The sequence below is a fragment of the Streptomyces sp. NPDC001100 genome (assembly GCF_053598575.1).
In genome coordinates, this window is the sequence record NZ_JBSFKO010000016.1 from 16,522 (window position 1) to 37,465 (window position 20,944).

Consider the following 20,944-nt stretch of genomic DNA (forward strand, 5'->3'; position numbering starts at 1 on the left):
GGGGTCGCGGCCGGGCTCGGGCTCAGCTTCGTGATGCTGCTCGTCGTCGGGGTGTACCTCGTCGCCGGGAACCTCGCCAACGGAGCCGGCGGAGGCAGCGTCTCGCTCGCCAAGGGCGCGGTGCCGGCGGCCTATTCGTCACTCGTGCAGAAGTGGGGCAACCTCTGCTCCGCTCTCAACCCCGCACTGCTCGCCGCCCAGCTCTACCAGGAGAGCGGCTTCAACCCGAACGCGAAGAGCCCCGCGAAGGCCGAGGGGATAGCGCAGTTCATCCCCGGGACCTGGGCCACGCACGGCATCGACGGCAACGGCGACGGCGTCCGCAACGTATGGGACCCGAACGACGCGATTCCGTCGGCCGCGACCTACGACTGCCAGCTCGCCTCCTATGTGAAGGACGTACCGGGCAACCAGAGCGCGAACATGCTGGCCTCGTACAACGCGGGTGCGTACGCCGTCATCAAGTACCAGGGCGTGCCGCCGTACGCCGAGACCAGGAACTACGTGAAGACGATCACGTCCCTGGAGCAGAGCTTCGCCGCGCCGGTCAGCCGGGTCGACCCCTCCCAGCAGGCCGCCACCGCCATCACCTACGCCCAGAGCAAGCTCGGCACCCCCTATCTGTGGGGCGGGAACGGCACCGCCGACCAGGGCGGGCGCTTCGACTGCTCGGGGCTGACCAAGGCCGCGTTCGAGAGCGCCGGGATCACACTGCCGCGCGTTGCGAACGACCAGTACAACGCGGGACCGCATCCGCAGCGGGCCGAATTGCTGCCGGGAGATCTGGTGTTCTTCTCGGACGACCTCACCAATTCCCGCGCCATCCGGCATGTGGGGATTTATGTCGGCGGCGGATACATGATCGACGCGCCGAGGACGGGTGCTGTGATCCGTTTCGACCCCATTGACACCCCTGATTACTTCGGCGCCACCAGAGTCACCGAAGATGGCGCGAAAGCGCTCCCCACGACGGTGTGAACCGAGCGTGAACCCACCCCCTGAGCTGGGGCGATGAGTCTCTCTTCGATAACGTCTGCGTGATCATTCGGTGGAGTGTGGAACGTACAAAGAGGGGCCGTGCGTTCCTGTTGAGTAACGCGCACGCGAGGTGCGCCCGGAACAACGACGAAGGAGCCGCAGCGTCATGGCTGTACTCGCCGAATCCGGGTCCAACCCCGACGTCGATCTGCTCTACGACATCAATGGCCTCGCCAAGGACGCGCCGCACTGGTTCGACCGGATCGTGGAGTTCGTCGGCGAGTACGGACTGCTGGTCGCCATGGTGCTGCTCGTGGTCTGCTGCTGGTGGTCCGTGCGGCGGCGCGCGGACGAGGACGCCGCCCAGTCCGTCGCGGCGCTCGTCTGGACACCGCTGGCCGCGGCGATCGCCGTTCTTGTGAACGTGCCCATCCGCGGGTTCGTGGAGCGGCCCCGCCCCTTCCTCGACCACACCGGCATCGACGTCCTCGTCTCCGGGAAGACCGACTACTCCTTCGTGAGTGACCACGCCACGATCACCATGGCGATGGGCGTCGCGCTGTTCGTCGCGAACCGGCGGTTCGGGCTGCTGGGGATCGGGCTCGCGCTGGTGGAGGGGTTCTGCCGGGTCTACATGGGCGTGCACTATCCGACCGACGTGATCGGCGGGTTCGCGCTCGGTACGGCGGTCGCCCTCCTTCTGTCTCCGCCGGCGATGGCCGTGCTCACGCCGGTGCTGAGGGCTGTCGAGAGCTCGCGGTGGGGGGCGTGGCTGGTTCGGTCCGGTGACGCTCGTCGGCTGGCCCGGGACGCGGTGATCCCGGGGGCTCGGACGGAGGCTCCGGGGACTGAGGAGCGGGACTTGGCTGCGTAAGCGGCCCGGCGGGACCACTCGTCGAGAACTACAACCCCTGCGGGTAGCTGAAGAAGTGGTTCGGGTCGTACTGCTTCTTCAAAGTCGTCAGCCGGGTCGCCGCGTCCCCGTAGTACGCCTTGCGCCAGTCCGTGAGGGTCGGGTCGGTGTAGTTCTGGTAGGCCGCGCCGGAGGCGTACGGCTTCATCGCGGTGTGGAAGCGGGTCAGCCAGGACTGGGCGGCGGTGCCCGCGGTGCCGGCCGGCCAGGAGACGAGGTACTGGGCCAGCATGCGGGAGCGGCGGTGCACGAAGGCCGTCGCGGTGGGGGAGACCCGATTGACCGCGCCGCCCAGGGCCGTCAGCGCGATGTCGCCGTTGCCGCTGACCGACCGCATCTGCGCCAGCATCGTCTGGATGCCCGCGTCGGAGATCGAGCGGTCGAAGAAGTCGGAGCGGCCGGTGTAGGTCTCCCTGGACAGCGCGCCCTGCGGGTTGCGGCCCGGGGTCGTACCCGGCAGATGGCACTGGGCGTCCGTCGAGAACGACGAGCAGCCCGCGTAGGCGTTCATCGACTCCTCGTACGTGTGCCGCCTGAGCGAGACGCTCGACGCGTTGCCGCCGACGAGGTGGGCCAGCCTGTCGACGGCGTTCTGGAGTTCGTTGTAGGTGCCCAGGGAGAAGGCGGCGACGGAGACCTTGGGGATGCCGCCGGGGGTGTTCGAGAGGTGGCAGGAGGACCAGATCTCGTCGGGCTGGTCCGGGCCCCACTCCTGCCAGGCCTTGACCACGGCCGCCGCCATCGACGACGGCCAGGTCAGATAGCCCGATACGGCCTGGGGCGCGGGGTGCGTCTTGAACTGCAGCTCCGTGACGACGCCGAAGTTGCCGTTGCCGGCGCCGCGCAGCGCCCAGAACAGCTCCTTGTTCTCGCTCGCGTTGGCGATCAGCTGCTTGCCGTCCGCGGTGATCAGCGTGGCCTGGGTGAGGCTGTCGCAGGTCAGGCCGTACGCCCGGGAGACCACGCCGTGGCCGCCGCCGAGGGTGAGGCCGGAGACGCCGACCGTGGGGCAGGAGCCGGCGGGTATGGTCACGCCCTTCGCGGCGAGGCCCCGGTAGACGTCGATCAGTTTCGCGCCGGCGCCGACGACCGCGCTGGAACCGCTCGCCCGGATCTTGTTCAGCTTCGACACGTCGACGATCAGCCGGTTGTCGCCCGAGGACCAGCCGGCGTAGGAGTGGCCGCCGTTGCGGATCGCGACCTTGATGCTGTGGGCGCGGGCGTAGGAGAGGACGGAGCGGATGTCGTCGGCGTTGGCGACATAGGCCACCGCGGCCGGCTTCAGGTTGTCGAAGCGGGTGTTGTAGAGCTGGTGGGCCGTCTTCCAGGAGGCGTCACCGGGGCGCACCAGGGTGCCGTCCAGCTCCCGGGCGAGAGCGGCCCAGTTGGCCACGGCGGCGGGCAGTCTGCCGGTGCCGGTCGTCTTGGAGGTGTTGGCGACGGTGGACGTGTCACCACTGCCGATGCCCACGCTCTTGCCGCTGCACCCGGCCGTGGCCACCGCCGCTATCGCGGCCGTGCCGCCTATGAACGTACGCCGTTCCATTTCGCCTCCTGTGGGGATTCCGTGAGGTGAGATACGTCCGGCGCCCCACAAGTTCTCGCGTTCATGTCACGGGTTAGGAACAGACAGATGCCCCGCGGCGTCCGTTCTGGCCTGGCTTCTCGCCCGTCTCGCCGGTCCGCGCCAGCCGCAGACGCACCGTCCGAAGCAGAAGGGCCCCTGCTCGACGAGTGTCGTGTGGTGTTCCTGATGTTCGGGGAGAGCCTCCAGGCCGTCCTGCTGCGCCATTCCGACAACGTTACCGAGGTTCCGTAAAGGGTTCGTATGGCGGCCGCATGTCCATGTACCCGGCCCGGATACGCGTGACGGGGCCACCTGCCCGCTCGTTAGGCGGAACGACAGGGGGCCCGTGACGACGTACCGGGGGTACGGCAGCGATGGAGGAGCGGCAGCGCAGGCGCACCGGCGGGGCGGTCGTCGCGGCGGGGCTCGTGGTCGGGGTCTGTGCCGGGTGCGGCGGTGGCGACGGGGCGGCGACGGCGGACGCCCGCGATGGCGGGGACGCGGTCGCGGTGGTGCGGCGCGCGGCCGACACCCTTGTCGCGGCGGGGAGTTCACAGGCCCGTACGTCCATGGAGATGGCCACCGGCGGCACCCGGGTGACCATCCGCGGCGCGGGCGGCTACGACTTCCGGCGCCGACTCGGCCGGCTGACAGTGCAGTTGCCGCAGGACCCGGCCGGGGCCAGTGAGCACCGGCCGATCACCGAACTCCTCGCGCCCGGCGCCCTGTTCATGAAGAACCGGGGCGCCGGGGTGCCCGCCGACAAATGGGTGCGGGTCGACACCGGGACGCTGTCCGACGGCAACCTCGTGACCGGCGGGGCCACCGACCCGTACGCGGCCGCCGAGGTGCTGCGCGGGACCACCGCGGCGACGTATCTGGGAAAGACGGAGGTGGCCGGGGCCTCCGTGCGTCACTATCGGGGGGTCGCCGATCTCTCCGTCGCCGCGCGAAGTGCTTCGGCGGGGAACCAGGCGGCTCTGAGGTCGGCGGCGAAAGGGTTCGCCACCGCCCGGGTGCCCTTCGACGTCTACCTCGACGACCACGGGCGCGTCCGCAAGGTCCGGCAGCGGTTCAGCTTCGTCAACGGGCAGCGCCGCAGCACCGTGGCGGTCGCCTCGACGACGTTGCTGTACGACTTCGGGGCCTCCGTGGACGTACGGCTTCCGGCGTCGAAGGACATCTATGCCGGGCAGATCGCCGAGAAGTGACCTGAACCGATCGGTGACGAGTCCCTGTGAGAACTAGCCCGTCCGTGCCATGCGCGGTGTGTAGACCGCTCCCTACTCTAGGAAGTCGGTGACGGCAGAGAAGAGGTGACGCACGTGGCTCCGGTCGGCGGTACGGCAGTTCAGGACCACGTGGCACTCGCCGAGATCGAGCTGTGCGGAGACCTGATCATCGCGGCCTCGGCCGCCCAGGACCGGCTCAGCCTGGAGAGCATCGACGAGGTGCTGAAAGTGGCCGAGGAGCGCGACACCTCCGGCGGGCCCGGTTAGGTACGGAGCAGCCGGGCGATCGCCTTCGTCGCCTCTTCGACCTTCGCGTCGATCTCCTCGCCGCCCTTGACGGCCGCGTCGGCGACGCAGTGCCGCAGGTGTTCCTCCAGGAGCTGCAGCGCGAACGACTGCAGGGCCTTCGTGGAGGCGGACACCTGGGTGAGTATGTCGATGCAGTAGACGTCCTCGTCGACCATGCGCTGCAGTCCGCGGATCTGGCCCTCGATCCGGCGCAGCCGCTTGAGGTGCTCGTCCTTCTGCTTGTGGTAACCGTGTGTGACCGGGCCCGGGGCCGCTTCGAGGGCCGGCCCGGAGGGCGCTGCCGCCGCGTCGGCCCCAGTGGTCGTCATCGCGTCCGTCGCGTCCATCACGTCCTCCAGACATATACCCCTAGTGGGTATATCGTAACGAACTTTGCTGGGTATAGGGCCCTTGGTACGCCCCCGTGCGGATCACTGTGCCTGATGGGCGACACTGGGGGACGGCCCATTAGCCGTGGCCGGATGATGCACTTAGCATCAGCCTGACCGAAACCGATGCATCCCGAGGACCCCTTGTGCGCTTTCGTCTGACCCCCAGGGAGACGAGCTTCTACGACATGTTCGCCGCGTCCGCGGACAACATCGTCACGGGCTCGAAACTCCTCATGGAACTGCTCGGGGCGGACACCGCCGGCCGGGCCGAGATCGCAGAGCGTATGCGGGCCGCTGAACATGCCGGTGACGATGCCACGCACGCGATCTTCCACCAGTTGAACTCCTCCTTCATCACGCCCTTCGACCGCGAGGACATCTACAACCTCGCTTCCTGCCTCGACGACATCATGGACTTCATGGAGGAGGCCGTCGACCTGGTCGTCCTCTACAACGTGGAGGAACTGCCCAAGGGCGTCGAGCAGCAGATCGAGGTACTGGCGCGGGCGGCGGAGCTCACTGCCGAGGCCATGCCCAACCTGCGCACGATGGACAACCTCACCGAGTACTGGATCGAGGTCAACCGGCTGGAGAACCAGGCCGACCAGATCCACCGCAAGCTGCTGGCCATGCTCTTCAACGGCAAGTACGAGGCCATCGAGGTGCTCAAGCTCAAGCAGATCGTGGATGTGCTGGAGGAGGCGGCGGACGCGTTCGAGCACGTGGCGAACACGGTGGAGACCATCGCCGTCAAGGAGTCCTGACCTCTTCATGGACACCTTCGCTCTGGTCGTGACCATTCTGGTCGCGCTCTTTTTCACGTACACGAACGGTTTTCACGACTCCGCGAACGCCATCGCCACGTCCGTCTCGACACGGGCGCTGACTCCGCGCGCGGCGCTGGCGATGGCCGCGGTCATGAATCTCGCCGGCGCGTTTCTCGGTTCCGGGGTCGCCAAGACGGTGAGTGAGGGGCTGATCGAGACGCCCCAGGGGTCGAAGGGGATGGGGATCCTCTTCGCCGCGCTGATCGGTGCGATCACCTGGAACCTGGTCACCTGGTACTTCGGGCTGCCGTCCTCGTCCTCGCACGCGCTGTTCGGCGGGATGGTGGGGGCCGCGCTGGCCGGCGGTACGGATGTCATCTGGCACGGGGTCGTCGACAAGGTCATCGTGCCGATGTTCGTGTCGCCGGTGGTCGGTCTCGTCGCCGGTTATCTGGTGATGACGGCGATCATGTGGATCTTCCGCAAGGCCAATCCGCACAAGGCCAAGCGCGGCTTCCGGATCGCGCAGACCGTCTCCGCGGCGGGCATGGCCCTCGGGCACGGGCTCCAGGACGCGCAGAAGACCATGGGTGTCGTGGTGATGGCCCTGGTGATTTCGGGCCACTCGACCTACGGCGATCCGATCCCGGTGTGGGTGAAGATCGTCTGCGCGCTGATGCTGTCGCTGGGGACGTACGCGGGCGGCTGGCGGATCATGCGGACGCTGGGGCGGAAGATCATCGAGCTGGATCCGCCGCAGGGGTTTGCCGCCGAGACGACGGGGGCGGCGATCATGTTCACGACCGCCTATCTCTTCAAGGCGCCGGTTTCCACGACGCATGTCATCACCTCGGCGATCATGGGTGTGGGGGCGACGAAGCGGGTGAACGCGGTGCGGTGGGGTGTCGCCAAGAACATCGTGCTGGGGTGGTTCATCACGATGCCGGCGGCTGCGCTGGTCGCTGCCGCGAGCTTCTGGGTCGTGAACCTGGCGTTCCTGTAGGGCGCCGTACCAGGGCGCTCCGCCCCCTGGAACCCCGTTTCCCGCCCACCCACCCGACTCGGTACGTCGAGAGGTGGGCCGTAAACGGGAGGGTGAGTGGGTGAAGAAAACGAACGGGCCCGCCCCCGGGAGCCAGGGGCGGGCCCTTTTCGTCCTCGCGGTGGCACCGCCATGCAGCACCGCGAGGGGTTCTTGAAGAGGAGTGGCCCGGGTCTAGCCGAAGCGGCCCGAGATGTAGTCCTCCGTGGCCTGGACCGACGGGTTGGAGAAGATGCGCTCCGTGTCGTCGATCTCGATGAGCTTGCCGGGCTGGCCGACCGCCGAGAGGTTGAAGAAGGCCGTACGGTCCGAGACACGGGCCGCCTGCTGCATGTTGTGCGTCACGATGACGATCGTGAAGCGTTCCTTCAGCTCGCCGATCAGGTCCTCGATCGCGAGGGTGGAGATGGGGTCGAGGGCCGAGCAGGGCTCGTCCATCAGCAGGACCTTCGGCTCCACCGCGATCGCGCGCGCGATGCACAGACGCTGCTGCTGACCACCGGACAGGCCCGAACCGGGCTTGTTCAGGCGGTCCTTGACCTCGTTCCAGAGGTTCGCGCCCTTCAGCGACTTCTCCACGACGTCGCTCAGTTCGCTCTTCTTGTACGAGCCGTTCAGGCGCAGGCCCGCCGCCACGTTGTCGAAGATCGACATGGTGGGGAAGGGGTTCGGGCGCTGGAAGACCATGCCGATCTCGCGGCGCACGGACACCGGGTCGATGGCGTGGCCGTAGAGGTCCTCGTCGTCCAGGAGCACCTTGCCCTCGACCCGGCCGCCGGGGGTGACCTCGTGCATACGGTTGAGCGTGCGCAAGAAGGTCGACTTGCCGCAGCCGGAGGGGCCGATGAAGGCCGTCACCGTGCGGGGCTCGACCGTCATCGAGATGTCTTCGATCGCCTTGTGGGAGCCGTAGTAGGCGGTGAGCCCACTTACGTCGATTCGCTTGGCCATGACTGCTTCACTTCCAGAGATTCAGATCGGTCGCTGAGTAGGTCGCGTCAGCGACCGGTCTTGGGGGCCTTCCAGCGGGCGATGCCGCGGGCCACCAGGTTGAGGATCATCACGAAGGCGATCAGCGTGAGGGACGCGGCCCAGGCACGGTCGTAGGCCGCACCGGAACCCGCGCTCTGCGCGAACTGCTGGTAGATGTACAGCGGCAGCGACGCCTGTGCCCCGTGGAACGGGTCGTTGTTGATGAACGGGTTGCCGAACACCAGCAGCAGGACCGGCGCGGTCTCACCGGCGATGCGTGCCACTGCCAGCATGATGCCGGTGGTGATGCCGCCGATAGCCGTCGGGAGGACGACCTTCAGGATCGTGCGCCACTTCGGGATGCCGAGGGCGAGGGAGGCCTCGCGCAGCTCGTTCGGGACGAGCTTCAGCATCTCCTCGGTGGAGCGGACCACGACCGGCATCATCAGGATGGCCAGGGCGCAGGAGCCGGCGAAGCCGAAGGGCTGCATGTCCCACATGATCATGAGGGACAGGATGAACAGACCCGCGACGATCGACGGGATGCCCGTCATGACGTCGACGAAGAACGTGATCGCCTTGGAGAGCCTGCCCTGTCCGTACTCGACGAGGTAGATCGCGGTGAGCACACCGATCGGGGCGCCGATCAGGGTGGCGAGGGCGACCTGCTCCAGGCTGCCGATGATGGCGTGGTAGATACCGCCGCCGGGCTCGGTGTCGGCGACCACGCCCATCGAGTGGGTCAGGAAGTAGATGTTGAGGACCTTCACGCCGCGCGAGATCGTCGTCCACAGGAGGGAGACGAGCGGGACGACGGCGAGGAAGAAGGCGACCCAGACGAGGCTGGTCGCGATGCGGTCCTTGGCCTGGCGGCTGCCCTCGACGCGGGTCGCGATGACGTAGGTGCCGACGACGAAGAGGATCGCCGCGATCAGGCCCCACTGGATCTTGCTGTCCAGGCCGCCGACCAGACCGATGAGGACGGCCAGCACGATGGAGCCGCCGGCGATCGCGTACGGCGACCACTTGGGGAGCGTCGCGCCCTGGAGGGTGCTCGCGGGCTTGTCGACTACGGCTGCGTTGCTCATGCGTTGGCCCCCGAGTACTCCGCGCGGCGGGCGATGATGAGCCGGGCCGCGCCGTTGACCAGCAGGGTGATGAGGAACAGGACCAGACCGGAGGCGATGAGCGCGTCCCGGCCGTCCTGCGTCGCCTCGCTGAACTTGCTGGCGATGTTCTGGGCGAAGGTTCCGCCGCCCGGGTTGAGCAGGCTGGCGTGGATGATGAAGTCCGGGGAGAGCACGGTGGCGACGGCCATCGTCTCGCCGAGCGCGCGGCCGAGGCCGAGCATCGAGGCGGAGATCACGCCGGAGCGGCCGAAGGGGAGCACCGCCATGCGGATGACCTCCCAGCGGGTGGCGCCGAGGGCGAGGGCCGCCTCCTCGATCATCTGCGGGGCCTGGCGGAAGACCTCGCGGCTGACGTTGGTGATGATCGGCAGGATCATGATCGCGAGCAGGATGCCGACGGTGAGCATCGAGCGGGGCGCGCCCTGCTCCCAGGAGAAGATCCCGGTCCAGCCGAAGTAGTCGTTCAGCCAGCCGAAGAGGCCGATCATGTGCGGTACGAGGATCAGGGCGCCCCACAGGCCGTACACGATGGACGGTACGGCGGCCAGCAGGTCGATCACGTAGGAGACCGGGCCGCGGAGCTTGCGCGGGGCGTAGTGCGTGGTGAACAGGGCGATGGCGACCGCGATCGGGACCGCGATGACCATGGCGATGATCGAGGACACCACCGTGCCGAACGCCAGGACGGCGATGCCGAACTCCGGCGGGACCAGGCTGGTGTTCCACTCGAAGGTGGTGAGGAAGTTCGCGTGGTCCTTGCTGATCGCGAGGGAGGCGCGGTAGGTGAGGAAGACCGCGATGGCGGCCATGATCGCCAGCAGCAGGATGCCCGACCCGCGGGAGAGACCGAGGAAGATCCGGTCACCGGGTCGGGTGGCGCCTCGGGCGGTGCGCTTCTGCACCGCGGCGGAGGGCTCGGGGGTGGGAGGGGGTGCTTCTTCGGGGTTCTTTGTCGATATTTCCATCGGGGTTCTCCGGTCTGCGGGTCCACACGTGCGGTGTGCGGTCCGTGGCGGCGGTGCACCGGACGGTGCGGCCGGGCCCCTGGAACGGGACCCGGCCGCACACTCGGACTAGCTGATGCTCGCGATGGTGCTGCGCACCTTGGCGATGATCGCGTCGGGGATCGGCGCGTAGTCGATGGTGGAGAGGACCTTCTGGCCGTCCTCGCTGGCGATGTAGGAGAGGAACGCCTTCGTCGCGGGCAGCGTGTCGGCCTTGTTGCCCTTGTCGCAGATGATCTCGTACGTCACCAGGGTGATCGGGTACGCGCCCTCGGCCTTGGTGTTGTAGTCCAGCTTCAGTGTCAGGTCGTTGCCGGTGCCGACGACCTGGGCGGCGGCGATGTCCTTGGTGGCGCTGTCGGTGCTGGGCGCGACCGGGGCCGAGGCGCCGGTGTTGATGCTGACGGCCTTGACGCCGTCGGCGACGTACGAGAGCTCGAAGTAGCCGATGGCGCCGGAGGTCTGCTTGACGCCCGCGGCCACACCCGCGGAGCCGGCCGCGGACTGCCCGCCCTTGGCCTGCCAGGCCTTGCCGCCGGAGTACTTCCAGTTGTCCGGGGTGGCGGCGATCAGGTACTTGGTGAAGTTGTCCGTGGTGCCGGACTCGTCCGAGCGGTGGAACGCCTGGATCTTGAGGTCGGGCAGCGTGGCGGACGGGTTCAGCTTCTTGATCGCCGCGTCGTTCCACTTGGTGATCTTGCTGTCGAAGATCTTGGCGAGCGTCGGGGCGTCCAGGACCAGGTTGTCGACACCCGGGACGTTGTAGCCGAGCGCGATCGGGCCGCCGACCATCGGGAGGTCGATGCCCTGGCCGCCGGAGCAGACCTTCTTCGAGGCGGTGACCTCGTCGGGCTTCAGGGCGGAGTCGGAACCGGCGAACGCCAGCTGACCCTGGTTGAAGGAGGTGACGCCGGCGCCGGAGCCGCCGCCCTTGTAGTTGATCTGGACGCCACAGGTCTGGCTGAAGTTCTTGACCCATGCGTCGATCGCGTTCTTCTGCGCGGACGAGCCGTCGGCGAGCAGCTGCTGGCCCTTCTTCGCGTCGCCGCAGATGGCCGAGCTGGCGTTGGTCGTCGACGAGCTGCTGCTGTTCGACGAGCCACCGTTGTCGTCCGAGCCGCACGCCGTGAGGGCCAGGGCGCCGGAGACCGCGAGAGCACCGAGGGTGATGGCCCGCCGGTTCATGCGCTGAAGCTTCACTTGAGGGAGTTCCTTCCAGGAGCCGCCGTCCTGAATTCCGGCGGCGTGCGAAGACGTGGGTGACGCGGGTAGCGACCCCCAGGTCGCGGCTCGCATCGCGTAAGGCCGAAACTAGGCAGAACAGGTGAAGGCGCCTATGGGCATAAGTGAACGGAGGGTGAACCCCTGTGGGCGGTGCGGTTAGGTCACGGAACGCTCACGTCGAGGACACGAGCCGATTCCGGACTATGCCAGGTGCGGCGGGCCCGGAATCGCGTCCACGAGCGGGCGTTCCCTCGGTCGGGTGACGGCCCTGCTTCGGCTGCCTCCTCGCAACGTAACGCGAGGCGGGAGGCGCGGCACCCGCGGCACGGCGGGCGTAATCCGCTGGTCCCGCGGTGGCGCGGGCACGTAGGTTCACGCCGTCCCCGGAGGTGAGGCCATGTCCACGTACGGCTCGCTGTTGATTCCCCTGCCGCTCGACCGGGCGGCCCCCGTCCTGCGCGAGGTCTGCGCGGCCGCCTACGCGGCGCCCGCCGGGCCGCGCTTCTGTCTCGTCCATCCGGACCGGTTCATCGACGGCAACGGTGTCTTCTCGGTCGCCGGTCCGGTCGGCGGCGCGCTGGGCGTTCCGGTGCTGGCCGCCTTCCAGTACGACGGCGACCGGCTGGAGCTGGAGGTCTGGCGGGACGGGGCCCGTGCCTACCGCTACGACTCCTGTCCGGACCGGGACGACAAGGCCGCCGACGGCACACCCGAGGACGCCGACCCCACCGCGTTCCTGGACTTCGCCGCCGGCCCCGTGGACGGCTACCGGCTCGCCTGCGCGCTCGCGGACACCCCGCTCGACGAGCGGGACATGGACGTCGACGGGGAGCCGGGGTACGTCTGGGCGCAGGGCCTGCACTGGGACGTGCTGGGCGCGCTCGGACACCCGGACCAGGTGATCGGCCGCGCGCAGCGGGACCACTGCCATTTCAAGCGCGCGCCGCGGGCACTCGCGCGGCTCCTGGACAGCGGAGAACTCGTCGACCTGGGCGCGGTCTAGTCACGCGGGTCCTCGTCCGTGCCGACGGCCATGAGCGCGAGGGAGATCAGGTCCCGGTCCCGCCGGTAGGTGAGGCGTTCGTGGGCCTCGTCCGGCCTGACCCAGACGAGCGTGTCGACCTCGTCGTTGGGCTCGAAGGTCCCGCCGGTGGCCTCCGCCGCCCAGTAGCGGACCTCCTTGGGCCGCCCCTGGTGGTCGACGTACCGGGCCGAGGGGAGCCTCGTCCCCAGCCGGCAGGTGTGGCCGGTCTCCTCCAGTACCTCGCGGCGGGCCGCCTCCTCGAAGGTCTCGCCCCGCTTCAGCTTGCCCTTGGGCCACGACCAGTCGTCCCACTTGGGCCGGTGGACCAGAGCCAGTTCGAGGTCCCCGGCGGACCGGTGCCGCCACAGGACGCAGCCGGCCGCCTGGACGCCGGTGTCGTTCGTCGAGGAAGTCACTGAGGGTTCACCGTCTCCTCCGTGCGGGTTGGTGCGGGGCGTCAGGGGGTGCCCACCGCCCGCTTCTGCCACGACTGCTGGAACGCGAAGCGGGCCGCCTCCACCTCGTGGCGCTGGTCGGCGTGCAGTACTCCGAGCGCGTACGCGGTCGCCGGGGCGATGCGCGGGGTGCGGGCCGCCGAGGCCGCCGCGGCGGCGGCCTCCGAGGCGTCCCGGTGCAGATTGAGGGCCTGGCCGGCCGCCAGCAGGCGTACGTCCAGCGGCGGGTCGTCCCCGTGCAGGACCTCCCCGGCGTAGCGGTGCAGGCGCAGCAGCAGGCGGACCTGGTGCCAGGGGCCGTCCTGGGGGTGCGGGGCCGGGTCGGGGGAGAGGCCGTGGATGAGGGCTTCCGCGTTGTACGGGTGCCCGGCGGTGACCAGGGGCAGCGCGGCGACCGCGTCGTTCAGCCGCTCCCCGGCGGCGGCGGCCAGCGGGCGCAGGTCTGCGGTGGCGGCGGCCGGGGTGAGGGGGACCTCGCTGGCCAGTACGGCGACCTTGTCCGCGACCGCGTGGAAGCGGGAGGAGCCGAGGGCCTGGAGGGCGCTGGAGTGGGCCCGGGTCCGGGCCAGGGTGAGCTGGCGCTCCAGGAGGGCGCCCGCCTTGGCCGCGCCCACGGTGAGGTTGCCGCGCTCGGCGGTGGCGGTGGCCGGTGCGGCCGGTCCGGTGCCGCGGCCGCTCGCGGGTGCGGGGACGCCCCGGCCCGCGCCGGTGACCCGGCCGCCCACGGCCGAGGCCGCCGACTGCGCGGGGAACGCGGCCGAGCCGGAGAGCCGGTGCAGGGCGAGCAGCAGCCGCTCCAGGCGCCCCGCGCACGCGTGCTCCAGTGCCAACGTGCCCGACAGCCACGCCAGTTCGGGGCGCATCGCCTCGGACCAGTCGGCGTCCAGGAGTGGCCGGAAGGTGTGCAGGCTGCCGCTTATGCGGCGGGCCGAGTGGCGCAGGGCGCGCGCCGCGTCGACGGACTCCTCCGTGCCGTTCTGGCCGCCGCCGGTCTCCCGGTGCAGTCGCAGTGCCCGGAGGAACTCCGTGGCCTGGCCGCGCAGGTAGCCCGCGAGGGCGTCACCTGTCACGGCCCTGGCCGTGGGATCCGTCGGGTCAAGGTGTTGCTGTGCCACGCCGGCGCCTCCGGGCGTCTATGAGCATCTCCTGGACGTTGCGCAGGGGCTGGCCTTCCGCGTCGGTCGCGTGCCGGGTCCACTCGCCGTCCGGGCCCAGGTGCCAGGAGGAAGTGGTGTCCGACATGCCGGTCTCCAGGAGCCGGCTGATCGTGGCGCGGTGGGCCGGGTCGGTGACCCTGACGAGGGCCTCGATCCGTCGGTCGAGGTTGCGGTGCATCATGTCGGCGCTGCCGATCCACACCTCGGGTTCGCCGCCGTTGCCGAAGACGAAGACGCGGGAGTGTTCCAGGAAGCGGCCGAGGATGGACCGTACGCGGATGTTCTCGGACAGGCCGGGGACGCCGGGGCGCACCGCGCAGATGCCGCGCACCCACACGTCGACCGGGACGCCCGCCTGGGACGCGCGGTAGAGCGAGTCGATGATCGCCTCGTCCACCATCGAGTTGACCTTGATGCGGATGAACGCGGGGCGTCCGGCACGGTGGTGCTGGACCTCCTTGTTGATCCGGGCGATCAGGCCGTCGCGCAGGGACTTGGGGGCGACCAGCAGACGGCGGTAGGTCTCGCGGCGCGAGTATCCGGACAGCCGGTTGAAGAGGTCGGAGAGGTCGGCGCCGACCTGGGGGTCCGCGGTCAGTAGACCGAGGTCCTCGTAGAGGCGGGCCGTCTTGGGGTGGTAGTTGCCGGTGCCGACATGGCTGTAGCGGCGGAGCGTGTCGCCCTCCTGGCGGACCACGAGCGACAGCTTGCAGTGGGTCTTCAGGCCGACCAGGCCGTAGACGACATGGCAGCCCGCCTCCTCCAGCTTGCGCGCCCACTTGATGTTGGCGTGCTCGTCGAAGCGGGCCTTGATCTCGACCAGGACGAGGACCTGCTTGCCGGCCTCGGCCGCCTCTATGAGTGCGTCCACGATCGGGGAGTCGCCCGAGGTGCGGTACAGGGTCTGCTTGATGGCGAGGACGTCGTCGTCGTTGGCCGCCTGCTCCAGGAACCGCTGCACGGATGTGGAGAACGAGTCGTACGGGTGGTGCAGCAGCACGTCCCGGTTGCGCAGGGCGCCGAAGATGTCGGGCGCGGACGCGGTCTCGACCTCGGCGAGGTCGCGCTGGGTGCCCGCGATGAACTTGGGGTACTTCAGCTCGGGCCGGTCGAGCGAGCCGATGCGGAAGAGACCGGTGAGGTCGAGCGGGCCCGGCAGCGGGTACACCTCGGCCTCGCTGATCTTCAGCTCGCGCACCAGCAGGTCGAGCACCTCGCGGTCGATGGACTCCTCGACCTCCAGGCGCACCGGAGGCCCGAAGCGGCGCCGCATGAGTTCCTTCTCCAGCGCCTGGAGCAGGTTCTCGGCGTCGTCCTCCTCGACTTCGAGGTCCTCGTTGCGGGTCAGCCGGAACGCGTGGTGCTCCAGGATCTCCATGCCCGGGAAGAGTTCCTCCAGGTGGGCGGCGATGACGTCCTCCAGGGGGACGTACCGGCCCGGCGAGGACTCCAGGAAGCGGGAGAGCAGCGGGGGCACCTTGACGCGCGCGAAGTGGCGGTGGCCGGTGACCGGGTTGCGGACGACGACCGCGAGGTTCAGCGAGAGGCCCGAGATGTACGGGAAGGGGTGCGCGGGGTCGACGGCCAGCGGGGTCAGCACGGGGAAGATCTGGTGCCGGAAGAGCGTGAAGAGGCGGGCCTGCTCCTTCTCGGTCAGCTCGTTCCAGCGGACCAGGTGGATGCCCTCCTCCGCCAGCGCGGGCGCGATGTCCTCGTGGTAGCAGGCGGCGTGCCGGGCCATCAGCTCGCGCGAGCGGGCCCAGATCATCTCCAGCACCTCGCGCGGCTGGAGGCCGGACGCTGAGCGGGTGGCGACACCGGTGGCGATACGGCGCTTGAGGCCGGCCACCCGGACCATGAAGAACTCGTCGAGGTTGCTGGCGAAGATCGCGAGGAAGTTCGCCCGCTCCAGAAGAGGGGTGTTCGGGTCCTCGGCGAGCTCCAGGACTCTCTCGTTGAACGCGAGCCAGCTCCGCTCCCGGTCCAGGAAGCGGCCCTGCGGGAGCTGGGGCCCGTCGTACGGCGACTCCTCGTACTCGTCGAGGTCGGCGTCGATGTCGGGTTCCAGATCGGAGACCGCCGCCGACACGGTGTGCGGGCGGTGGGCGGCTATGGAGCCCACAGAGGGCTGCGCGTGCTGGACCTGTGCCTGGGCGTTGGGCTGGCTGCTCATGTGCCCATTGTTCCGCGCCACCGGCGATACGGGCGCGTCGGACAGCGCCGGAAGGAGCGGGAGGACGGCCCCGTTGCTCCCGTTCACCTCGGGAGGCGGCGAAGGCTCTGGCACGACGGGCTTCATTCACCGAGCGTCGCAAGCCCGTCTGAACCGTTGGTTACGGCGACATGGCGTGCGGGATATCGGGGGGCGGCTCCCGGACGTCCACGCCACCGAAACGAACGTAACGGATGCCTGGGAGCCGAGGGGAGGGGGGATCCGGTCAGGCCGTGCGGCGGCGCAGCAGGGTGAAGGCGGTGGCCGTGGCCAGGGCCGCGACGGTGAGGATCAGGGCGGTCTGGGTCAGCTGGAGGGCCCAGAACTGGGAGGAGGGGTGGTACTCGCTGTAGTAGCCGACGATGTCGTGGGCGGCCGGGCAGGCCTTTCCGGCGCCGACGCAGGGGTCGGCGATGTGGGCGCCGGTGGAGGTGACGGCCCCTTCGCCGCCGTGGATGACGTCGGCCGGTGCCGCGTAGCCCTCCTTCAGGTCGCCGACGCTGATCCGCCACGGCACGAGGTGCGGGCCCGCCAGGCCGATGAGGGTGGTCGCGCTCGCCGTGGCGAGGATGCCGCCGATGAGACCGGGTACGGCCCGGCCCGCGATCAGGCCCGCGAGGGCGCCGACGGCGAGGGCGAGCAGCGGGAACGCGATCGCGATCGTGCCGTTGGCGTAGAAGGTCTCGCTGTCGTTCCAGGTCCAGCTGTCCTTGATCCGGTCCGCCTCGAACAGCAGGCGGTGCAGCAGGACGAGCAGGGTGGTGCCGGCGGTGAGCAGTACGGCGGGGAGGGTGAGCTTGGCGGTGAGCCAGCGGGCCGGGGAGACCGCCTGGGTCCAGGCCAACTGGGCGGTCCCGCTCTCCAGTTCGCGGCCGATCAGCAGCCCGCCCGCCCAGAGGGCGACGAGGACCGGCACGAAGTGGATCAGGGCCTCGCCGACCGAATGGACGAGGTCGTAGCCGGTGAGGGCGTCGCTCCACTCGCACACGTCGTCCGTGGTGCACTCCCGCTCCCACGCCGAGTGCGCCGCGTCGCCGAGCGGGCCGTAGGCCCACAGGAGCGCCGCCGAGACCACGGCGACGAAGATCACCCAGAAGATCAGCGCCGGCCGGTGCAGCCGCAGCACGGCACGCCCGGCGCGGGCCGGTCTCGGGTGGGCCGTCGCGGCGGTGGCCAGGGCGGTCATACGGCGGCTCCCTTGATGTCCGTACGGCGGCCGAGCAGGGCGAACGCGGCCACGAGGGCGAGGGCGGCGAGCAGGAGCAGGGCGGCGGTGGCGCTGAGCTGGACCGGCCAGTAGCGGCGGACGGGCCAGAGGTTGTCCCACTTGCGGCCGAAGAAGTAGCGGGCCGCGCAGGTGACGGCGGCGGCCACCGCCAGGGCGGGCAGCGCGCGGCCGAGGGCGACTCCGGCGAGGGTGCCGACGGCCAGGGCGAGGAGGACGAGGGCCACGCCGAGCGGGCCGGACGGGACGAGGACGCGGTCGTAGGACCAGTTGGTGACCAGGACGTCCTGGTCACCGGTCCAGACCCAGGCGTGGACCAGGCCCAGCAGGGTGGCTCCCGCCGTCAACGGCACTGCCGCGGCGGCGAGTTGGGCGGTGAGCCAGCGGGCCGGGGTGACGGACTGGGTCCAGGCGAGGCGGGCGGTGCCGTTCTCCAGTTCGCGGCCGATCAGGGCCGCGCCGGCCCAGGCGGCGACGGCCACCGAGGTGTAACTGAGCACCTCGCCAAGGAAGTTCATGACGTTGTTGACGTCGGTGAAGACGAAGTACTGGTCGACGGGGCGGCGCGCGGACGGCGCCCGGACCAGGTGCACCCACAGCAGCGCGCCCACGGCCAGCAGCACGTACGCGCCCCAGACGATCAGCGCCGGCCGGTGCAGCCGCAGTACGGCGCGCTGTGGTCGGACGGTGGCGGGGCTCGCGGCCAGGGCGGTCATACGGCGGCTGCCTTACGTGCGGGCGCCGAACCGGTGCGGCGCTTGAGGAGGTGGAAGGCGGCCACGGTCAGGACGGCGGTGACGGCGAGGATGATCGCGGTCGAGGTCGACTGGAGTGGCCAGTAGTGGGATTGGGGGTGGTAGTCGTTGTAGTAGCCGACCGCGTCGAGCTTCGTGTAGGTGGTCCGGCAGGGCTGGTAGTCGGTGCTGCCGCACAGGTGGCCGGAGAGGTGCCTGCCGGTGGAGGTGACCAGGCCCTGGTCGACGATGATGCCGGTGCCGGCCGGGACGCTGTGCTTCAGGCTGCTGGTCTCGGTGACCGAGGGCCAGAGGTGGGGTGTCGCGATGGCGACGAGGCTCCACAGGAGGCCGGTGCTCGCCAGTGAACCGACCAGTGCGGCAGGGGAGTTGCGCTTGTACAGCCCCCAGAAGACGCCGCTCGCCAGGCCCGCCAGGGCCATCGCGGTGGTGGCCGTGCCGTTCGCGGCGTAGGTGCCGAGGTCGTGCCAGTCCTTCGCGGTGTCGATGCGGCCCTGCCCGGTCGACCAGGCCCAGTGGTGCAGTCCCGCGAGGAGTCCGGACCCCACGGTGATCAGCACCGCCGGGACGGCGAGTTTCGCGGTGAGCCAGCGGGCCGGGGAGACCGCCTGTGTCCAGGCCAACTGAGCGGTGCCGCTTTCCAGTTCGCGGCTGACCAGCGCGGCACCGGACCAGGCGGTGACCAGGAACGGGGCGGCGACCACGGCGATGGTCGTGTAGTTGTACCAGGTCTTGTACCGGACGATCGCGCTCACGTCGTAGGAGCAGCCGTCCGCCCCGCAGGCGCGGTACTGCTTCCAGGCCTCGGCCGAGGCGTCGGTGAGCGGGCCGCCCACCCACAGCAGCAGGCCGCCGAGGACCACCACAAAGGCGATCCAGGAGAGCAGGGCCGGTCGGTGCAGCCGGATCAGCCAGCGCAGCAGACGCGGCGACCGGGCCGGACGCGAGGCGAGCGCCGGCGGTGTGGCGAGGGCGGTCATGCGGCGGTCTCCCGGGTGTTGTGGGTGGGTGCTTGGTGGAGGCCGGGGGTGGATCCGACTGCCGTCCTGGCCGGTGAATGGTCAGAGGAGACCCCGCACTCCGGAGGCTGCGGGGCCGGGCGCGAGGCCGCCGGCGGTGTGGCGAGGGCGGTCACGCGGCGGTCTCCGGGGCGTTGTGGGTGGGTGCTTGGTGGCGGCCGGGGGTGGATCCGACTGCCGTCCTGCTGACCCGTGGACGGTCGGGAAAGACCCCTCGCTCCAGAGGGTGCGGGGCCGGGCGCGAGGCCGTCGGCCGTGTGGCGAGGGCGGTCACGCGACGGTCTCCGGGGTTCTGGTGGTGGGGGCCTGGGGGTTGCGGAGGTAGGAGAGGACCAGCTCCTCCAGGGTGGGCGTGCCGGTCTGCCAGTCGGCGGCGAGCGGGGCCGAGGGGCGGATCAGGGCGGTGAGCTGGCGGCCGGTGGTGCGGGACTCGACGACCGTGTGCGCGTCGAGGACGGTGTCGGCCGGAGCGGACACGCGCCGGTGTGCGGCCAGCAGCTCGTCGATCTCGCCGGCGATCCGGACCTGGCCGCCGTCGATCAGCAGCAGGTGGTCGCAGGAGTCCTCCAGCTCGGCCAGCACGTGCGAGGACATCACGATCGTGGTGCCGTACTCGGCGGCCTGCGCCATGAGGAGGCCCATCATCTGGTGCCGGGCCAACGGGTCCAGGTCGGCCATCGGCTCGTCCAGGAGCAGCAGTTCGGGCCGCTTGGCCAGCGCGAGGGCGAGCGCGACGCGGGTGCGCTGGCCGCCGGAGAGGGCCCGGATGCCCGACTTCGGGTTGAGGTCGCCGTCCGCGACGATCCGCTCGGCGACGGAGGCGTCCCAGCGGTCGGTGTTGAGGTCGGCGCCCATGCACAGCGTCTCGGCGACCGTGAGCTGCGGATACAGGGGCTTGTCCTGGGCGACGTAGGAGACCCGCTCGCGGGCGGCGCCCGGACGTGCGCCGAGGACGGTGATCCCGCCCTCGCTGGGGGCCAGCAGTCCGGCGGCCAGGGCGAGGAGCGTGGACTTGCCCGCGCCGTTGGGGCCGACGACCGCGCAGACGCGCCCGGCGGGCAGCCGGAACGCGCAGTCCCGCAACGCCCAGCCTCCCCGCCGGCCGAACCGCTTGCCGAGCGCGGCGGCCTCTATCGCGGCGGTGCCTGTCATGAAGGTTCTCCTTGGAAGTGCTTTTCGAGTACGGCGGTGAAGAGCGCGGCGATGTCGTCCCGGCCCAGGCCGGCCGCGCGGGCCCGCTCGGCCCAGTCGTCGAGCTCCAGCCGCAGGGGCGAGTCGGCGGGCGTGGTGCTCAGCCCCTTGCGGACGAAGGTGCCCAGGCCCCGGCGGGCCTCGACCAGTCCCTCGCGCTCCAGCTCGCGGTAGGCCTTGAGGACGGTGTTCGGGTTGATGGCGGTGGCCTCGACGACCTCGCGGGCCGTCGGCAGCTTGTCGCCGGGCTCCAGCATGCCCAGGTGCAGCGCCTGCTTGGTCTGCTGGACGATCTGGACATAGGTGGCCACGCCGCTGTGCCGGTCGATGCGGTACTCGACCACTGGGGTTCCACCACCCTTTCACTAATTGAGTAGTGAAAGGGTGGTGCAGGAGG

Annotated in this window: 21 protein-coding genes and 1 pseudogene; 7 read left to right on the forward strand and 15 right to left on the reverse strand. The window is 70.0% G+C overall.

Features of this window, described 5'->3' with window-relative positions; genetic code table 11:
• The first annotated feature begins 33 nt into the window (after positions 1-33).
• Together ACWDEW_RS23470 and ACWDEW_RS23475 are read left to right on the forward strand one after the other, a co-directional pair.
• On the forward strand, positions 34-978 hold the full coding sequence (locus tag ACWDEW_RS23470) for a bifunctional lytic transglycosylase/C40 family peptidase (RefSeq protein WP_450515070.1): 945 nt from the start codon (positions 34-36) through the stop codon (positions 976-978).
• Between the two features lie 166 nt (positions 979-1,144).
• A complete protein-coding gene (locus ACWDEW_RS23475) occupies positions 1,145-1,852 on the forward strand; it encodes a phosphatase PAP2 family protein (RefSeq protein WP_450514896.1) in 708 nt (235 codons plus the stop codon).
• A 28-nt stretch (positions 1,853-1,880) separates the two neighbouring features.
• On the opposite strand, the gene ACWDEW_RS23480 is transcribed toward ACWDEW_RS23475, so the two are convergent.
• Positions 1,881-3,437, reverse strand: coding sequence for an FAD-binding oxidoreductase (locus tag ACWDEW_RS23480; protein ID WP_450514897.1), 1,557 nt, complete (start codon positions 3,435-3,437; stop codon positions 1,881-1,883).
• Between the two features lie 66 nt (positions 3,438-3,503).
• Positions 3,504-3,683: a hypothetical protein gene (locus tag ACWDEW_RS23485; protein ID WP_362982193.1), complete on the reverse strand. Its 180-nt coding sequence runs from the start codon at positions 3,681-3,683 to the stop codon at positions 3,504-3,506.
• A gap of 149 nt (positions 3,684-3,832) precedes the next feature.
• On the opposite strand from ACWDEW_RS23485, the gene ACWDEW_RS23490 reads away from it, so the two are divergent.
• Together ACWDEW_RS23490 and ACWDEW_RS23495 are read left to right on the forward strand one after the other, a co-directional pair.
• The gene (locus tag ACWDEW_RS23490; RefSeq protein WP_450514898.1) at positions 3,833-4,669 is read left to right on the forward strand and encodes a hypothetical protein; all 837 of its coding nucleotides are present in this window, start codon (positions 3,833-3,835) and stop codon (positions 4,667-4,669) included.
• A gap of 105 nt (positions 4,670-4,774) precedes the next feature.
• A complete protein-coding gene (locus ACWDEW_RS23495; RefSeq protein ID WP_362982197.1) occupies positions 4,775-4,957 on the forward strand; it encodes a hypothetical protein in 183 nt (60 codons plus the stop codon).
• Here the strand turns inward: ACWDEW_RS23495 and ACWDEW_RS23500 are convergent.
• Positions 4,954-5,307, reverse strand: a complete 354-nt coding sequence (locus ACWDEW_RS23500) for a metal-sensitive transcriptional regulator (RefSeq protein ID WP_450515071.1) — start codon at positions 5,305-5,307, stop codon at positions 4,954-4,956. The two genes, ACWDEW_RS23495 and ACWDEW_RS23500, sit on opposite strands and share 4 nt — an antisense overlap.
• A 206-nt stretch (positions 5,308-5,513) precedes the next feature.
• Between ACWDEW_RS23500 and ACWDEW_RS23505 the strand changes: the two genes are divergently transcribed.
• Together ACWDEW_RS23505 and ACWDEW_RS23510 are read left to right on the forward strand one after the other, a co-directional pair.
• Positions 5,514-6,134 carry a DUF47 domain-containing protein gene (locus ACWDEW_RS23505; RefSeq protein WP_026151758.1) on the forward strand — a complete coding sequence of 207 codons (621 nt, stop codon included), beginning with the start codon at positions 5,514-5,516 and terminating at the stop codon, positions 6,132-6,134.
• A 7-nt stretch (positions 6,135-6,141) separates the two neighbouring features.
• The gene (locus ACWDEW_RS23510; RefSeq protein WP_450514899.1) at positions 6,142-7,140 is read left to right on the forward strand and encodes an anion permease; all 999 of its coding nucleotides are present in this window, start codon (positions 6,142-6,144) and stop codon (positions 7,138-7,140) included.
• 213 nt (positions 7,141-7,353) lie between these two features.
• Here ACWDEW_RS23510 and pstB read toward each other — a convergent pair whose 3' ends face one another.
• From pstB to pstS, 4 genes are all read right to left on the reverse strand, one after another.
• Positions 7,354-8,130: a phosphate ABC transporter ATP-binding protein PstB gene (gene pstB / locus ACWDEW_RS23515; protein ID WP_450514900.1), complete on the reverse strand. Its 777-nt coding sequence runs from the start codon at positions 8,128-8,130 to the stop codon at positions 7,354-7,356.
• Between the two features lie 47 nt (positions 8,131-8,177).
• A complete protein-coding gene (gene pstA, locus ACWDEW_RS23520; RefSeq protein WP_450514901.1) occupies positions 8,178-9,239 on the reverse strand; it encodes a phosphate ABC transporter permease PstA in 1,062 nt (353 codons plus the stop codon).
• Positions 9,236-10,246, reverse strand: coding sequence for a phosphate ABC transporter permease subunit PstC (gene pstC / locus ACWDEW_RS23525; RefSeq protein ID WP_450514902.1), 1,011 nt, complete (start codon positions 10,244-10,246; stop codon positions 9,236-9,238). Before pstC ends, pstA begins: the two co-directional genes overlap by 4 nt.
• 108 nt (positions 10,247-10,354) lie before the next feature.
• On the reverse strand, positions 10,355-11,485 hold the full coding sequence (gene pstS / locus ACWDEW_RS23530; protein ID WP_450514903.1) for a phosphate ABC transporter substrate-binding protein PstS: 1,131 nt from the start codon (positions 11,483-11,485) through the stop codon (positions 10,355-10,357).
• 421 nt (positions 11,486-11,906) lie between these two features.
• Between pstS and ACWDEW_RS23535 the strand changes: the two genes are divergently transcribed.
• Positions 11,907-12,512, forward strand: coding sequence for a hypothetical protein (locus tag ACWDEW_RS23535; RefSeq protein WP_450514904.1), 606 nt, complete (start codon positions 11,907-11,909; stop codon positions 12,510-12,512).
• Here the strand turns inward: ACWDEW_RS23535 and ACWDEW_RS23540 are convergent.
• The 8 genes and pseudogenes from ACWDEW_RS23540 to ACWDEW_RS23575 all read right to left on the reverse strand — a co-directional run bounded on the left by ACWDEW_RS23540 (position 12,509) and on the right by ACWDEW_RS23575 (position 20,891).
• Positions 12,509-12,949, reverse strand: a complete 441-nt coding sequence (locus ACWDEW_RS23540; RefSeq protein WP_450514905.1) for an NUDIX hydrolase — start codon at positions 12,947-12,949, stop codon at positions 12,509-12,511. The two genes, ACWDEW_RS23535 and ACWDEW_RS23540, sit on opposite strands and share 4 nt — an antisense overlap.
• Before the next feature lie 41 nt (positions 12,950-12,990).
• Positions 12,991-14,103 (reverse strand): CHAD domain-containing protein, encoded by a 1,113-nt coding sequence (locus ACWDEW_RS23545; protein ID WP_450514906.1) that lies wholly within the window; start codon positions 14,101-14,103, stop codon positions 12,991-12,993.
• Positions 14,084-16,318: an RNA degradosome polyphosphate kinase gene (locus tag ACWDEW_RS23550; protein ID WP_019073703.1), complete on the reverse strand. Its 2,235-nt coding sequence runs from the start codon at positions 16,316-16,318 to the stop codon at positions 14,084-14,086. The genes ACWDEW_RS23545 and ACWDEW_RS23550 overlap by 20 nt, the downstream gene beginning before the upstream one ends.
• Before the next feature lie 265 nt (positions 16,319-16,583).
• Positions 16,584-17,543: a hypothetical protein gene (locus ACWDEW_RS23555; protein WP_450514907.1), complete on the reverse strand. Its 960-nt coding sequence runs from the start codon at positions 17,541-17,543 to the stop codon at positions 16,584-16,586.
• Complete coding sequence (locus tag ACWDEW_RS23560; RefSeq protein WP_450514908.1) at positions 17,540-18,298, reverse strand: hypothetical protein; 759 nt, start codon at positions 18,296-18,298, stop codon at positions 17,540-17,542. The genes ACWDEW_RS23555 and ACWDEW_RS23560 overlap by 4 nt, the downstream gene beginning before the upstream one ends.
• Positions 18,295-19,317 (reverse strand): ABC transporter permease, encoded by a 1,023-nt coding sequence (locus tag ACWDEW_RS23565; RefSeq protein WP_450514909.1) that lies wholly within the window; start codon positions 19,315-19,317, stop codon positions 18,295-18,297. The genes ACWDEW_RS23560 and ACWDEW_RS23565 overlap by 4 nt, the downstream gene beginning before the upstream one ends.
• Positions 19,318-20,010: 693 nt before the next feature.
• A pseudogene (locus tag ACWDEW_RS23570) lies at positions 20,011-20,508 on the reverse strand (ATP-binding cassette domain-containing protein); the annotation flags it as partial.
• A complete protein-coding gene (locus tag ACWDEW_RS23575) occupies positions 20,505-20,891 on the reverse strand; it encodes a GntR family transcriptional regulator (protein ID WP_450514910.1) in 387 nt (128 codons plus the stop codon). The pseudogene ACWDEW_RS23570 and the gene ACWDEW_RS23575, both read right to left, overlap by 4 nt.
• Between the last annotated feature and the right edge of the window lie 53 nt (positions 20,892-20,944).

Bases quoted from the DNA above. Each gene is read 5' to 3' on its own strand.
- ACWDEW_RS23470 (WP_450515070.1), top strand. From the start codon at position 34: ATGCTGCTCGTCGTCGGGGTGTACCTCGTCGCCGGGAACCTCGCCAAC.
- ACWDEW_RS23475 (WP_450514896.1), top strand. From the start codon at position 1,145: ATGGCTGTACTCGCCGAATCCGGGTCCAACCCCGACGTCGATCTGCTC.
- ACWDEW_RS23480 (WP_450514897.1), bottom strand. From the start codon at position 3,437: ATGGAACGGCGTACGTTCATAGGCGGCACGGCCGCGATAGCGGCGGTG.
- ACWDEW_RS23485 (WP_362982193.1), bottom strand. From the start codon at position 3,683: ATGGCGCAGCAGGACGGCCTGGAGGCTCTCCCCGAACATCAGGAACAC.
- ACWDEW_RS23490 (WP_450514898.1), top strand. From the start codon at position 3,833: ATGGAGGAGCGGCAGCGCAGGCGCACCGGCGGGGCGGTCGTCGCGGCG.
- ACWDEW_RS23500 (WP_450515071.1), bottom strand. From the start codon at position 5,307: ATGACGACCACTGGGGCCGACGCGGCGGCAGCGCCCTCCGGGCCGGCC.
- ACWDEW_RS23510 (WP_450514899.1), top strand. From the start codon at position 6,142: ATGGACACCTTCGCTCTGGTCGTGACCATTCTGGTCGCGCTCTTTTTC.
- pstB (WP_450514900.1), bottom strand. From the start codon at position 8,130: ATGGCCAAGCGAATCGACGTAAGTGGGCTCACCGCCTACTACGGCTCC.
- pstA (WP_450514901.1), bottom strand. From the start codon at position 9,239: ATGAGCAACGCAGCCGTAGTCGACAAGCCCGCGAGCACCCTCCAGGGC.
- pstC (WP_450514902.1), bottom strand. From the start codon at position 10,246: ATGGAAATATCGACAAAGAACCCCGAAGAAGCACCCCCTCCCACCCCC.
- ACWDEW_RS23535 (WP_450514904.1), top strand. From the start codon at position 11,907: ATGTCCACGTACGGCTCGCTGTTGATTCCCCTGCCGCTCGACCGGGCG.
- ACWDEW_RS23550 (WP_019073703.1), bottom strand. From the start codon at position 16,318: ATGAGCAGCCAGCCCAACGCCCAGGCACAGGTCCAGCACGCGCAGCCC.
- ACWDEW_RS23555 (WP_450514907.1), bottom strand. From the start codon at position 17,543: ATGACCGCCCTGGCCACCGCCGCGACGGCCCACCCGAGACCGGCCCGC.
- ACWDEW_RS23560 (WP_450514908.1), bottom strand. From the start codon at position 18,298: ATGACCGCCCTGGCCGCGAGCCCCGCCACCGTCCGACCACAGCGCGCC.
- ACWDEW_RS23565 (WP_450514909.1), bottom strand. From the start codon at position 19,317: ATGACCGCCCTCGCCACACCGCCGGCGCTCGCCTCGCGTCCGGCCCGG.